13 protein-coding genes are annotated in these 13,711 nt (G+C 69.3%); 3 read left to right on the top strand and 10 right to left on the bottom strand.

Translation table 11 applies throughout. The annotated features are described in order from the left end of the window. Positions 1 to 28 precede the first annotated feature (28 nt). Both WG923_RS16170 and WG923_RS16165 read right to left on the bottom strand, forming a co-directional pair. A complete protein-coding gene (locus tag WG923_RS16170) occupies positions 29 to 754 on the bottom strand; it encodes a PilN domain-containing protein (RefSeq protein ID WP_340351998.1) in 726 nt (241 codons plus the stop codon). Then, entirely contained in the window at positions 751 to 1,830 is a 1,080-nt protein-coding gene (locus tag WG923_RS16165) for a pilus assembly protein PilM (protein WP_340351997.1), read from the bottom strand. Before WG923_RS16165 ends, WG923_RS16170 begins: the two co-directional genes overlap by 4 nt. 268 nt (positions 1,831 to 2,098) lie before the next feature. Between WG923_RS16165 and WG923_RS16160 the strand changes: the two genes are divergently transcribed. Beyond that, positions 2,099 to 4,600, top strand: a complete 2,502-nt coding sequence (locus WG923_RS16160) for a penicillin-binding protein 1A (protein ID WP_340351996.1) — start codon at positions 2,099 to 2,101, stop codon at positions 4,598 to 4,600. Here WG923_RS16160 and cyaY read toward each other — a convergent pair. Continuing rightward, positions 4,590 to 4,925 carry an iron donor protein CyaY gene (gene cyaY, locus WG923_RS16155; protein WP_340351995.1) on the bottom strand — a complete coding sequence of 112 codons (336 nt, stop codon included), beginning with the start codon at positions 4,923 to 4,925 and terminating at the stop codon, positions 4,590 to 4,592. The two genes, WG923_RS16160 and cyaY, sit on opposite strands and share 11 nt — an antisense overlap. A 12-nt stretch (positions 4,926 to 4,937) precedes the next feature. On the opposite strand from cyaY, the gene lptM reads away from it, so the two are divergent. Both lptM and lysA read left to right on the top strand, forming a co-directional pair. After that, the gene (gene lptM / locus WG923_RS16150) at positions 4,938 to 5,156 is read left to right on the top strand and encodes an LPS translocon maturation chaperone LptM (RefSeq protein WP_340351994.1); all 219 of its coding nucleotides are present in this window, start codon (positions 4,938 to 4,940) and stop codon (positions 5,154 to 5,156) included. After that, a complete protein-coding gene (gene lysA, locus WG923_RS16145) occupies positions 5,153 to 6,430 on the top strand; it encodes a diaminopimelate decarboxylase (RefSeq protein ID WP_340351993.1) in 1,278 nt (425 codons plus the stop codon). Before lptM ends, lysA begins: the two co-directional genes overlap by 4 nt. 35 nt (positions 6,431 to 6,465) lie before the next feature. Here the strand turns inward: lysA and WG923_RS16140 are convergent, their stop codons facing one another. From WG923_RS16140 to WG923_RS16110, 7 genes are all read right to left on the bottom strand, one after another. Further along, positions 6,466 to 7,017, bottom strand: a complete 552-nt coding sequence (locus WG923_RS16140) for a hypothetical protein (protein WP_340351992.1) — start codon at positions 7,015 to 7,017, stop codon at positions 6,466 to 6,468. Positions 7,018 to 7,143: 126 nt separating this feature from the next. Continuing rightward, the gene (locus WG923_RS16135; protein ID WP_340351991.1) at positions 7,144 to 7,554 is read right to left on the bottom strand and encodes a hemerythrin domain-containing protein; all 411 of its coding nucleotides are present in this window, start codon (positions 7,552 to 7,554) and stop codon (positions 7,144 to 7,146) included. A 120-nt stretch (positions 7,555 to 7,674) separates the two neighbouring features. Continuing rightward, positions 7,675 to 8,328, bottom strand: coding sequence for a protein-methionine-sulfoxide reductase heme-binding subunit MsrQ (locus WG923_RS16130; RefSeq protein ID WP_340351990.1), 654 nt, complete (start codon positions 8,326 to 8,328; stop codon positions 7,675 to 7,677). Positions 8,329 to 8,338: 10 nt separating this feature from the next. Then, positions 8,339 to 9,337: a protein-methionine-sulfoxide reductase catalytic subunit MsrP gene (gene msrP / locus WG923_RS16125; RefSeq protein ID WP_340351989.1), complete on the bottom strand. Its 999-nt coding sequence runs from the start codon at positions 9,335 to 9,337 to the stop codon at positions 8,339 to 8,341. Positions 9,338 to 9,433: 96 nt separating this feature from the next. Next, a complete protein-coding gene (ccsB, locus tag WG923_RS16120) occupies positions 9,434 to 10,759 on the bottom strand; it encodes a c-type cytochrome biogenesis protein CcsB (protein WP_340351988.1) in 1,326 nt (441 codons plus the stop codon). After that, entirely contained in the window at positions 10,756 to 12,879 is a 2,124-nt protein-coding gene (locus WG923_RS16115) for a cytochrome c biogenesis protein ResB (protein ID WP_340351987.1), read from the bottom strand. The genes ccsB and WG923_RS16115 overlap by 4 nt, the downstream gene beginning before the upstream one ends. Before the next feature lie 102 nt (positions 12,880 to 12,981). Further along, positions 12,982 to 13,629, bottom strand: coding sequence for a c-type cytochrome (locus tag WG923_RS16110; RefSeq protein WP_340352080.1), 648 nt, complete (start codon positions 13,627 to 13,629; stop codon positions 12,982 to 12,984). Between the last annotated feature and the right edge of the window lie 82 nt (positions 13,630 to 13,711).

The following is a 13,711-nucleotide window of genomic DNA, read 5'->3' as shown; positions in this document are numbered from 1 at the left end:
GTTGCGGTGGGCGGGAGGGGATGGCGCATCACTTGCGTGCCGAGGCGGCGGGAACGGCGGGCGCGGCGGCGGCGACGGCGCCGGCGGGCAGCGCGCGGCTGGCCGAGGGCATGGCGCCGGTGGCTGCGGCCGTCGGCGTCAGCGCGGCCGCGCTCGCCGCTGCGGCGGCGGCCGCCGCGGCCTTCTGCGCTTCGCTGGCGCGCAGCAGCTTCACCGTCATCCTGAAATTCGAGACGCGGCGGGCGTCCTTGGGTGCGAGGTTCACGTTGCCCGCGACGATCTCCACCAGCTCGGGGCGCGCGATCCAGGTGCTGCCGGAGCCCAGGTTGCGCAGCAGTTCCGAGACGCGCTCGTTCGACTGCGCCACGCCCGTGAGCGACACGTTGTCGTTCACCTGCTTCATCCCGGTCAGGTACACACCGTCCGGCAGCAGGCGCGAGATTTCGTTGAGCAGGTGCACCGGCATGTTGCGGTCCGCCTGCAGGTCTTCCACGGCCTGCTGGCGCGCGCGCAGGGCGGCGATCTCCTCCTGCAGCGAGGCGATGTCCTTGATCTGCGCGTCCAGCTTCGTGATCTCGGTGGTCAGCATCCGGTTGCGGTTCTGCTGGTTGCCGATCTGCGCGGCGTACCACAGGAACACCCCGCCGGCGATCACCGCGCCCGCCACGGCGGACGCGCCCAGGCCGGCGTAGAACACCTCGCGCCGGCGCTTGCGTGCCGCCTCGCGGTGCGGCAACAGGTTGATCAGGATCACTGCAGGAACCTCCGCATCGCCAGCCCGCAGGAGGTGAGGTACGACGGCGCTTCGCGGCGCACCTTCTTTTCCCGCACGTTCGAGCCGATGTCCATGCCCTGGAAGGGATCGGCCAGGGCGCAGGGGAAGGAGGTCTGGGCGGTGATGGCGTCGCTCAGCCCGGGCAGCGCGGCCGAACCGCCGGCCACCATGATCTGGTCCACGCGGTTGTGCGGCGTGCTGGTGAAGAAGAACTGCAGCGCGCGGGCCACTTCCTGCGCCATGCTGTCCACGAAGGGCTTGAGCACGCCCATCTCGTAGTCCTCGGGCAGTTCGCCGCTGCGCTTCTTGGTCTCGGCCTCCTCGGGCGAGAAGCCGTAGTGGCGCACGATCAGCTGCGTGAGCTGGGCGCCGCCGAAGGCCTGGTCGCGGTCGTACAGGACTTCGTCGTTGCGGATCACCTGCATGCTGGTGGTGGTGGCGCCCACCTCGAACAGGGCCACCAGCTGGTCGTGGCCGCCCTCGGGCAGCGCGCCGATCAGGCGGCTGGCGGCCAGGCGGGCCGCGTACGACTCGACGTCGATGATCACGGGCTTGAGGCCGGCCGCCTCGGCCAGGCCCTGGCGGTCCTGCACCTTTTCCTTGCGGGAGGCGGCGATCAGCACCTCGACGTCGCCGGCCGACGTGCTGCTGGGGCCCACCACGCAGAAGTCCAGGCTCACTTCGTCGAGCGAGAACGGGATGTACTGGTTGGCCTCGGTCTCGACCTGGATCTCGAGCTCCTGCTCCGAGAGGCCGCCGGGAAGGATGATCTTCTTGGTGATCACGGCGGAGGCCGGCAGGGCCATCGCCACGTTGCGCGTGCGGGTGCCGCTGCGCTTGACCACGCGACGCATGGCCTCGGCCACCTCGTCGAACTTCTCCACGTTGCCGTCGTTGATCCAGCCGCGCTCCAGGGGCTCGATCGCGCAACGCTCCAGCACGTAGCCGCCATCCTTGCGAAGGCCCAGCTCCACGAGCTTGACACTGGAAGAACTGATGTCCAGCCCCAACAGGGGGGCCGCCTGGCGGCCGAACAAAGACCCGATAGAGATCAAACCCGCCTCCTGCTCGCCTTCGTGTCAAGGCGTAACGAACTTAAGATTCCACATCAATGCTAGCAGTAAGGTCCTTGTCGCCAAAGGAATTTCCTGGCACGAACCCTGCGCGACGTTGGGAAAAGCAGACGGGCAATGCTGCGATACTGCGGCGTTGCAGGGGCCGCTGCAAGGCCCGGTACGCGCCTGCGCGGAACCTGCCGGGCGCATCCCGGCTCAGATGAATGCATTTTTATAATGGGCGCCCCGGGACGCCCGCTGGAGTTTTATGGCTTCCGACCCCTCTTCCGACTCTCCCGGTTCCGCGCCCGCTCCCCGCCGCCCCCGGCCCTTCTGGCAGCGCTTCCTGCTGAAGTCCTTCGGCTGGACTTTCGGCGTGGCGTTCGCGCTGGTCGCCGCCGCGCTGGCCATCGGCGGCGTCGCGCTCGCGGTGGCCTACCCGAACCTGCCGGACATCGCGGACCTGGCGGACTACCGTCCCAAGCTGCCGCTGCGCGTCTTCTCCAGCGACGGGGTGCTGCTCGGCGAATTCGGCGAGGAACGGCGCAACCTCACGCCCATCACCGAAATCCCCCAAGTGATGAAAAATGCCGTGCTCGCCATCGAGGACGCGCGCTTCTATTCGCACAGCGGCGTGGACTACAAGGGCCTGGTGCGCGCCGCGGTGGCCAACCTGGGCCGCGTCAAGAGCCAGGGCGCCTCCACCATCACCATGCAGGTGGCGCGCAACGTCTACCTGTCCTCCGAGAAGACCTACACGCGCAAGCTGTACGAGGTGCTCCTGACCTTCAAGCTGGAACACCTGCTGTCGAAGGACCAGATCCTCGAGATCTACATGAACCAGATCTTCCTGGGCAACCGCGCCTACGGGTTCGCGGCCGCCGCGGAAACCTACTTCGGCAAGCCGCTCAAGGAGATCACCATCGCCGAGGCCGCGATGCTGGCCGGCCTGCCCAAGGCGCCGTCGGCCTTCAACCCGGTGCAGAACCCCTCGCGCGCCCGCGCCCGCCAGCTGTACATCATCGAGCGCATGGAGGAGAACGGCTTCATCACCGCGGCCGAAGCCGACGCGGCGAAGAAGCAGGAACTGCACGTGCGCACGGGCCTGCAGACCACCGCCGTGCGCGCCGAGTACATCGCCGAGACGGTGCGCCAGCTGGTGTTCGCGCAGTACGGCGAGGAGACCTACACCCGCGGCCTGAACGTGTTCACCACGGTGCGCGCCAAGGAGCAGGAAGCCGCGTACAAGTCGCTGCGCCAGGGCATCATGGGCTACGAGAAGCGCCAGATCTACCGCGGCCCCGAACGCTTCGTCGACCTGCCCGCGGACCCCAAGGAACTGGACGACGCGATCGACGACGCGCTGGCCGAACACCCGGACAACGGCGACGTGCTGGCGGCCGTGGTGCTGGAGGCCACGCCCAAGAAGATCGTGGCGGTGCGCGGCAACGGCGACCAGATCGACATCATCGGCGAGGGCCTGCGACCCGCGCAGTCGGGCCTGTCCGACAAGGCGCCGCCCAAGATCAAGATCCGGCGCGGCGCGGTGATCCGCGTCATGAAGTCGCCCAAGGACACCTGGGAGATCACCCAGATCCCCGAGGTGGAAGGCGCCTTCGTCGCCATCGACCCGCGCGACGGCTCGATCCACGCCATGGTGGGCGGCTTCGACTTCAACAAGAACAAGTTCAACCACGTCACGCAGGCGTGGCGGCAGCCCGGCTCCGGCTTCAAGCCCTTCATCTACTCGGCGGCGCTCGAAAAGGGCTTCACGCCCTCGACCATCGTCAACGACGCGCCCCTGTTCTTCGGCGGCGACGTCACCGGCGGGCCGCCGTGGGAGCCGAAGAACTACGACGGCAAGTTCGAGGGCCCGATGCCGCTGCACACGGCGCTGGCGAAGTCCAAGAACATGGTGTCGATCCGCATCCTGCAGGCCGTGGGCACGCAGGCGGCGCAGGACTGGGTCACGCGCTTCGGCTTCGACGCCGAGAAGCATCCGCCCTACCTGACCATGGCGCTGGGCGCGGGCTCGGTCACGCCGATGCAGATGGCGCTGGGCTACTCGGTGTTCGCCAACGGCGGCTACCGCATCAACCCCTGGCTGATCACGCGCATCACCGACCAGAAGGGCAGGCCGCTGGTGGAGAGCCAGCCGCCGCTGCTGAACGAGTCGATGCGTGCCATCGACGCGCGCAACGCCTTCATCATGGACCGCCTGCTGCAGGAAGTGGCCCGCTCCGGCACCGCCGCGCGCTCGCAGCGCGAATTGAAGCGCGCCGACCTGTACGGCAAGACCGGCACCACCAACGATTCGATGGACACCTGGTTCAACGGCTTCCATCCCAGCCTGGTGGCGATCGTCTGGATGGGCTTCGACACGCCGCGTTCGCTGGGCGACCGCGAAACCGGCGGCGGCCTGAGCCTGCCGATCTGGATCAACTTCATGGAGACCGCGCTCAAGGGCGTGCCGACCATGGAGCCGGCGGCTCCTGAAGGGGTGATCAACGTCGGCGGCGAGTGGTACTACGAGGAATACGCGCCCGGCGCCGGCATCCGCAGCCTGGGACTGGCCGGCGAGCCGGGCGGTGCGGTTGGCGGCGGTGGCGGCGGCGCGCCGGCCAACGGGACGCCGCGCGTGCAGGGCCCCTCCGGCGAGCAGTCGCCGGGTTCCCCTGGGGACCGCAGCATGCTCAACGCGGACGGCCAGGCGCCACCGCGGGCGCCCGCCGACGAGCGCCGCAGCATCCTCGACCTGTTCAGGAACTAGGGAAGGTCAGCGGGCGGCCGGCCTGCTCGCTGGCGTAGCGGCTGAGGTCGGCGAAGAACTCGCCACCGTGGCCCTTGGTGTCGCGCCAGCCCTGGCCGTCGAAGCGGTAGTGGAAGCCGCCCGCCTTGGCGGCCAGCCACACTTCCTGCAGCGGCTTCTGCAGGTTCACGACGATCTGGCTGCGGTCGGGAAAGACCAGCGTCACCATGCCGCCGACGCGCTGGTTGTCGATGTCGGCGTCGGTGCTTTCGTTGATCCGGTCGCAAGCGGCTTCCACCGCCGTCAGCAGGGCCTCGGCGCGGTCCAGGTACTCGAGATCGGTCATTACAATTTCCAGATGTCAGGTGTCCCCCAAATTCTAGTCAGCGCGCTCGCCGCTGCCGCCCTGCTGGTCGCCTGCGGCCAGAAAGGCCCGCTCGTGCTGCCCTCCGGCGAAGCCGCCGCGGGCCGCGCCACGCTCCCGCAGACGCTCGCGCCGTCGACCAGCGCGGTCACGCCCACGCCCGCCGCGTCGCAACCCCCGACCGGTACCGCCGTGCCGGCGCCGCGGCCATGAGCGCCCCGCGCCTGCCGGGCGCCCCGTTCGTGCAGTACCGCGGCGACGAGCTCTTCGTCGAGGAGGTGCGCTTGGCGGACCTCGCACGCGACCACGGCACGCCGCTGTTCGTCTACTCGCGCGCCGCGATGCTGGCGGCGCTGGCCGCCTACCAGCGCGGCTTCGCCGGCCGCAAGGCGAAGATCTTCTATGCGATGAAGGCCAATTCGTCGCTCGCCATCCTGCAGGTGTTCGCGCGGGCCGGCTGCGGCTTCGACATCGTGTCCGGCGGCGAGCTCGAACGCGTGCTGGCTGCCGGCGCGCAGGCCTCGGACGTGATCTTCTCCGGCGTCGGCAAGAGCCGGCGCGAGATGCGCCGCGCGCTCGAAGCCGGCATCCACTGCTTCAACGTGGAAAGCGAGGCCGAGCTGGAGGTGCTCAGCGCGGTGGCCGTCGAACTCGGAAAACGGGCGCCAGTGAGCCTGCGCGTCAACCCGGACGTCAATCCCCTCACCCACCCGTACATCTCCACCGGCCTGAAGGGCAACAAGTTCGGCATCGCGCACAGGAACGCGCTGCGGGCCTACCAGCGCGCCGCGGCGCTGCCGGGGCTGCGCGTGGTCGGCATCGACTGCCACATCGGCTCGCAGATCACGCAGGTGTCGCCGTACCTGGACGCGATGGACCGCGTGATGGACCTCGTCACGCAGATCGAGGCGGCGGGCATCCCGATCGAGCACATCGACTTCGGCGGCGGCCTGGGCATCGTCTACAACGAGGAGCAGCCGCCCGCGGCCGACGCGCTGTGGCAGCGCCTGCTGCAGCGGCTGGATGCGCGCGGCTTCGGCGACCGGCAGCTGATGATCGAGCCGGGTCGTTCGCTGGTCGGCAACGCGGGCCTGTGCGTCACCGAGGTGATGTACCTCAAGCCCGGCGACCAGAAGAACTTCTGCATCATCGACGCGGCGATGAACGACCTGCCCCGCCCCGCCATGTACGAGGCCTTCCACCAGATCGTGCCGCTGCAGCGCGGCAGCGCGCAGTCCACCGTGTACGACGTGGTGGGGCCGGTATGCGAGAGCGGCGACTGGATCGGCCGCGAGCGCAAGCTGTCCGTGCAGCCGGGCGACCTGCTGGCCGTGCTGTCCGCGGGTGCCTATTGCATGAGCATGGCCAGCAACTACAACTCGCGCGGCCGCGCCGCGGAGGTGCTGGTGGACGGCGCGCAGGTGCACGTGGTCCGCGACCGCGAGGACGACGCGGACCTGCTGCGCAAGGAGCACCTGCTGCCTTGAAGGCGGGAGGGTGCGGTGCACCCTCCCGCCTCGCATCAGCCGCCGGTCAGCGGCGTCAGCGTCACGGTGCCGACGTTGTTGCCGTTGAGCGTGAGCGCCCCGCCCGCCGTGACGGCGACGATCACGGAGGAACCGGCCGAAGCCGCGGCACCCAGGAGGAGGGCGACCGAACGGCTGGTCGCCACGCCGTTGGCCACCGCGCCGGCCGTGTTGACGTTCAGGTTGCAGGGGTTGACGGTGACCGTCTGGCCCAAGGCCAGTCGATGGCCGGCCGGGAAGTTCGACGCCGTGACGGCGAAGATGCACGAGCCGAAGGTGGTCGTGCCGGTCGCCGTGTTGCCGCCGGAGCTGATCGAAAAGCCCGGGGTGGCCGAAGCCGTGGTGAAGGTCACGGTCGTGGCCGCTGTCGTCCCCAGGCCGGTCACGCCATTCGGGAAGCTGAACGGCGTCTGCACCACGGCCGAAGTGGTCGTCGCGTTCGCTGCCAGTGTCGTGTTGCTTGCGGCGACCATCAGCTGGTCGTCGCCGCCGCCGCCGCAGCCCGCCAGCGTCACCGCCAAGGCTGCGATGCAAAGAAGCTTCTTCATGTCGAGTCCTGTCCTCTGTTGTTGGAAGCTCGACTGTAAAGCGTAACCAGACGCTACGGCTTAACGCAGCCCAACAACCGCCAGCCGGCGCCGGCCGGTCGTCGGCGCGCCGGCCCAACGGAGGCGTCAGAGCGCCCGGTCCGCCAGCGGATAGAGCTCGTTGTTCTCGCGCGCGATGCGCCGCCCGATCGCCGCGAAGACGGAATGCGAGTCGCGGGCGAAACCCGCGGGGTCCGCGGCGATGGCTTCGAGCTGCCACTTCTGGTTGTACGCCGTGAAGACGCCGGCCAGGCCGCCCATCTCCTGCTGGAAAGCCAGGGAAATGCTGCGCGAGTTCTCCACGTCGACGTCCGCCAGGCGCGGGTACAGCGCCTTGTCCTCCATCGCCAGGTGCACCGTGAGCTTGCCCGCCAGCGCGGACAGCAGGTTGCGCAGGCCGTGCGCGTCGGCGGGCTGCGCCTTCAGCCGGGCGACGATGTCACCCACCATGGTCAGCAGCTCCTGGTGCTGCCGCCGGAAATTGTCCGTGTACGCCATCCATCGCCCCCTGTGGAAAGGGTCGGATCGTATCGAGGCGTAACAGGCCGTGCCGTGCAGGCTCCGCGACGATGCCGTGCGGGCGACGGCCGGCGTGCGCCGGCCGACCGGCGAGCCGCGTCAGCGCGACGGGCGCGTCCCGGCGGCCCCCGCCATGGGCCGGGCGGCCTGGCGCCGGCGCAGGAACTCGCGCACCCGCCAGCCAAGCAGCACGGCCAGGATCGCGGCATAGACGGCCACCTCGGCGAAGTTGTTCTTCGCGGCGCGCATCCAGAAGAAGTGCAGGATGCCCAGCGGCGCGATCACGTAGACCAGCTTGTGCAGCGCCTGCCAGCGAGGGGCGCCCATCGCCTTGACCGCGCGGTTGAACGAGGTGGCGGCCAGCGGCGTGAGCAGCACGAAGCCGGCGAAGCCGACCAGGATGAACGGACGCTTGGCGATGTCCTTGCCCATCTCCGCCAGGTCGAAGCCCTGGTCGAACCACGCCCAGGCGAGGAAATGGAGGAACACGTAGAAGTACGTGAACAGCCCCAGCATGCGCCGGAAGCGCGCCAGCGTCGGCAGCCGCGCGGCCACGCGCAGCGGCGTGACCGCCAGCGTGAGGCACAGGAAGCGCAGCGTCCAGTCGCCGGTGGAGCGCGACAGGTATTCGGCCGGGTTGGCACCCAGGTGGTCCGTGAGCGCCCCGTAGAACAGCCAGGCGAAGGGCAGCAGGCCCGCCACGAACACGATGGGCTTGGCCGCGGGGTGCAGCAGCGCGCGCGCGAGCGTCATGCGCGCCGCATCAGAAGTTCTTCTTCAGGTCCATGCCCGCATAGAGCTGGCCGACCTGCGCCTCGTAGCCGTTGAACATCAGCGTCTTGCGCTTCTTGGCGAACAGGCCGTCCTCGCCGATGCGCCGCTCGGTGGCCTGCGACCAGCGCGGGTGGTCCACGTTCGGGTTCACGTTGGAATAGAAGCCGTACTCGTTGGCGGCGGCCTTGTTCCACGCCGTCTTCGGCATCTGCTCCAGGAAGCGGATCTTCACCAGGCTCTTGCCGCTCTTGAAACCGTATTTCCACGGCACCACCACGCGCACCGGCGCGCCGTTCTGGTTCGGCAGCACCTCGCCGTACATGCCGAAGGTGAGCAGGGTCAGGGGGTGCATGGCCTCGTCCATGCGCAGCCCCTCCACATAGGGCCAGTCCAGCACGCGCGAGCCCACGTAGGGCATCTGCTTCGGGTCCGCGAGGGACACGAACTCGACGAACTTCGCGTTCCCGGTGGGCTCGACCTTCTCGATGAGCTTCGCCAGCGAGTAGCCCACCCACGGGATCACCATCGACCAGCCCTCCACGCAGCGCAGGCGGTAGATGCGCTCTTCCTGCGGGGCGAGCTTGACGAGGTCTTCCAGCGCGTACTTCGCGGGCTTCTTCACGGCGCCCTCGATCTCCACCGTCCACGGCGAGGTCTTCAGCGTGTGCGCGTGCTCGACCGGGTCGCCCTTGTCGGTGCCGAACTCGTAGAAGTTGTTGTAGCCCGAGGCGTCCTTGTACTCGGTCACCTTGTCCATCGTGACCGCACCGGGCACGGTGGAGCGCACCGTCTGCAGCGCGGCATGCTTGCCGGGCCGCGCGACCTGTTGCGCGAAGGCCTCGCGCTGCGCCCACTGCGCGAGCGCCGCGCCGGCGACGCCGGTGGCCATCCACCTGAGCAGGCGCCGCCGGTCCTCGTAGATGCCGCGCGGCGTGATCTCGCTGGCGATCGGGTGCTCGAAGCCGTCACGGCCGGTGCGGATCAGCATGGCTGGGGTCTCCTTGTGGTCTCTGATGCCTTGGATGCACCCATTCTTGCAAGGATTCCAAAAACCTGCCGGACGGCGGGTCGCAGCCCCCGGTTCCTACAGTTCGCCGTAGCTGTGCAGGCCGGAGAGGAACATGTTGACGCCGAGGAAGGCGAAGGTCGTGACCGCCAGGCCGACCAGCGCCCACCACGCCGACACCGTGCCGCGCAGGCCCTTCATCAGCCGCATGTGCAGCCACGCCGCGTAGTTCAGCCAGACGATCAGCGCCCAGGTTTCCTTCGGGTCCCAGCTCCAGTAGCCGCCCCAGGCTTCGGCGGCCCACAGCGCGCCCAGCACGGTGGCGATGGTGAAGAAGGCGAAGCCGACGGCGATGGACTTGTACATGACGTCGTCCAGCACGTCCAGGGCCGGCAGGCGCTGCGCGATGCGCCGGCGCCCCAGCAGGATGCCGCCGACGATCAGCGCCGACACCGCGAAGTAGATCGTCCAGTAGCTGCTGCTGGTCTCCACCGACTTGCGGAAGGCCATGGGGATCACCGTCAGGAACACGCCCAGCACCCACAGGGGCGCGAGCCGGTGCCAGCGCTTTTCCGCGGCCTGCAGCTTCACCAGGTACGCGAACGCCACCATCGCCGCCAGCGAGAAGGTGCCGTAGCCGATGAAGTTGGCCGGCACGTGCAGCTTCATCCACCAGCTCTTGAGGGCCGGCACCAGCGGCTGGATCTCGTGCGCCTCGCGCGCCATCGAGTACCAGAACAGGAAGCCGACCGCGGCGCTCACCACCAGCATCACGAAGGCGCCGATCGCGCGCGTCTCGTACTGCTGCTCGAAGTACAGGTAGAAGACCGTCGTCATCCAGCAGAAGAGGACGAACACTTCGTACAGGTTGCTCACCGGGATATGGCCGATGTCCGGCCCGAGCAGGTAGCTTTCGTACCAGCGCACCAGCGTGCCGACCAGGGCGAGCGCCACGCCGGCCCAGGCCAGGCGCGAGGCGATCGTCTCCATCGTGCCGGCCTGGCCGCGCGCGAACATGCCGATCCAGTAGAAGGCCGTGCTCATGACGAACAGCACGCTCATCCAGAGGATCGCCGACTGGCTCGAAAGGAAGTACTTCAGCCAGAAGACCTGGTCCGCGCGCGCGATGTCGCCCTGGTAGGACACCACGCCCAGCAGCGCGCAGCCCGCGACCGCCAGCATCAGGCCGCGCAGGGGCCGCCAGAACCAGCCGAGCCAGATCGCCGACGGGATGGAGGCGAGCAGGATGCCCTTCTCGTACACGTCCATGTGCTGCTGGTAGCGGGCCAGGGCGTAGCAGCCGCCGGCGGCCGCCAGCAAGGCGAACAGCCAGTCGAAGGGGGTGCGCCTGGCGAAGAAGCCTTCGTCGAGCGCGAGGGTGGTGGTGGTCGTGGCGGTGTTCATGCCCTTGCTCCCAGCAGCTTGTCCTTCAGGCGTCGGAATTCGCGATCCACGTCCAGCAGCTTGCGATTGCTGGACAGGGCCATGCGCGCCTGCGATCCCGCGCCGTCCGGGCTGAGCCACACCCACAGGCGCCGCTCCCGGACGTACAACATGGCGAACACGCCCAGGATCAGGAGCGCGCAGCCGAGGTACACGATGTAATGCCCCGGCGAGCGCGTCACCTGGAACACGCTGGCCTGGACCTGCCTGAACTCCTGCAGCTGGAACGCCAGCGGCACCGGGTAGGCGAACGAGTCGCTCAGGGCAAGCACTGCCTGCGTCATGAAGGCCTGGCCGCGCGCGTCCCGCGGCAGGGGCTTGGCCCCGGCCTTCTCGCGGCTTGCCTGCGCCAGTTCGTACAGCGTGCCATTGAGCAGGCCCACCAGCGCTTCGCCGGCCCGGGTGCGCTCCGCCTCGGGCACCTTCGCCTCGATGAACTCGGAGACGGCCTGCAGGCCACCGGTGCCCTTGGCCGCCTCGGGCGCCGCTCCGGCGAAGAGGGCCAGCACGCGCCGCGTCGACTCGACCACCTGCGCCGCCGTCTCGGGCTGGCCCGGGTCGGTGACCGTCTTCGCGTACGCCCGCACCGCGGCGTCGCGCAGCGCCGGATCGGCCAGGGCCGCGCGCAGGCGCAGGAAACCCTCCAGCGAGCCGTTCTCGTCGGCCGGCACGCGCAGGTAGCGGAAGGCCTCGTTCGGGTTCTCGCGCGCGCCCAGCAGGAACAGTGGGACGCCGTCGCCCAGGTCGACGGGCAGCATGTAGTTCTGGAACTCGCGCGCCTGGCCCGCGGCGTCGCGCAGCTTGTACGTGATGCTGGGGCCGACGTTGCGCAGGTTCCTCTTCGCCACCGTCCTGTTCGCCGCGCCGAGGCGCGCATCGAGCGACTGGCGCAGGTCCACGCCGCGCACGTCGGCGCCGCTGCCGTCGCCGCCGGCACCCGTGAGGTTCTCCACGTTCATCACCCGCAGGCCGGTGAATTCGAGCGTCATCTTCTCGGCGCCGGGCTGCTGGCCCTTGGACAGCGCCGTGGAGCCGCCGATGTGGCCCTCGACTTCGAAGCGGTGCGTGCTGCCGTCCAGGGGCAGCGCCTGCAGCTTCACCGAGGAGCCGCCGTCGTCGAAGCTGGATTGGTAGATCTCGATGCCGCGGTGCCGCGCCGGATGGTTCACCTCCACGCGCGCCGGGACCTGCTCGCCCGTCTCCTTGTCGTGGATCACGATGTCGCTGGCGAACAGCTTGGGCATGCCGCTCTCGTAGTACTCCACGACGAACTTCTTCAGCTCGATCGCGAAGGGCAGCTCCTGCAGCAGGATGCCGTCGGACTGGCCCAGCACCGCGGTGGACGACTGCATGCCTTCGGCCACCATCAGGTTGCCGCGGAAGGTGGGGTTGCTCGCGGGCAGGCGGTGCTGCGCCGGCACGTCGGCGATCACGCCGCCGCCGCTGTACGGCGTCTTGCCGCCCCACAGCATCTGCGCGCGCACGATCAGGTCGCCATCGAGCAGGCCGCCCAGGCAGATCAGCACGATCGCGCCGTGGGCCGCGAGGTAGCCGATCTTGTTCGCGCCGCCGGCCCTGGCGGCGACCATCCAGCCGGTCGTGCCGCGCTGCTGCAGGCGCACCTTCCAGCCGCCGCTGGCGAGCGCCTGCCCGAGGCGCTGCGCCTCGGCCTGCGGCGGGCCCGCGAGCGGCGCCTCTGCCCGGTGGTGGAAGGCGAGCAGCGCGTTCTCGCGGATGTTCTCCTTGCAGGTCTTCAGGTCGGCCAGGACCTTGGGCGCATTGCGCGCGATGCACAGCGAGGTGCTCGCCACCAGGAAGGCCAGGATCAGCAGGAACCACCAGGCGCTGTAGACCGTGTTCAGGCGGATCGCCATGAACAATTCGGCCCAGAACGGGCCGAACTGGTTGATGTAGTTCCCGAGCGGCTCCTGTTGCTTGAGCACGGTGCCGATCACCGAAGCGATGCAGAGGACCGTCAGCAGCGCGATGGCGAAGCGCATCGACGAGACCAGTTCCGAGAGCGCGCGGATCCGGCCCGGGGGGGCGGCGGAAGGCGGGAGGGCGGCGGCGGCGGTCGTCATGCAGGAAGGCGAAAAAACAAGGCGGGCCCTCTTGCGAGGCGCCCGCCCATCTTGGTTCGGCTACGCGCGGTTTGGTTCAACCGCGCGTGGAGCCCGCTTGATTCAGCGCAAGCCGGCGATGTAGTCGGCCACCGCGCGGATCTCGCGGTCGTTCAGCTTGGCGGCGATCTGCGCCATCTGCGGGCTGTTCTTGCGGATGCCGTCGCGGAAGGCGACCAGCTGGCTGGCGGTGTAGTCGGCGTGCTGGCCCGACAGGCGCGGGTACTGCGCGGGGATGCCGGCGCCGTTGGGGCTGTGGCAGCCGGCGCAGGCGGGCAGCTGGCGGTTCTGCGCGCCACCGCGGTAGATCCGCTCGCCCAGCGAGACCAGCTCCTTGTCCTTGGCGAAGCCGGGGCTGGCCTTCTGCGAGCCGACGTAGGCCGCGATGTTCTTCATGTCGGCTTCGGTCAGCTGCGACGCGAAGCCCTGCATGATCGGGTTCGGGCGCTTGCCGCTCTTGAACTCCGTCAGCTGCTTGACGATGTAGGAAGGGTGTTGCGCGGACAGCTTCGGGTTGGCGGGCGTGCCGGAATTGCCGCCCTGGCCATGGCAGGCCGCGCAGACGGTACCGAATTTCGCCTCGCCGGCGGCCGGGTCGGGCTTGCCGTTGGCGGCGGTGGCGACCGCAGCGGGCGCTGCCGCGGCAGGCGCTGCTGCGGCAGGCGCTGCCGCAGCAGGCGCGGCAGCCGCCGGAGCGGAGGCAGCTTCCACCGGGGCGGCTGCGCTGGCGGCCGGTGCCGCCGGCTGCTGGGCCCCGGCTTGGAGCGCGAAAGTGGCCAGCACGGCGGCCAGC

Source organism: Ramlibacter sp. AN1133, from assembly GCF_037890035.1.
Taxonomy (GTDB): Bacteria; Pseudomonadota; Gammaproteobacteria; order Burkholderiales; family Burkholderiaceae_C; genus Ramlibacter.
The sequence above is the reverse complement of the archived record's forward strand: the minus strand, read 5'-3'. Positions and strand labels throughout refer to the sequence as shown.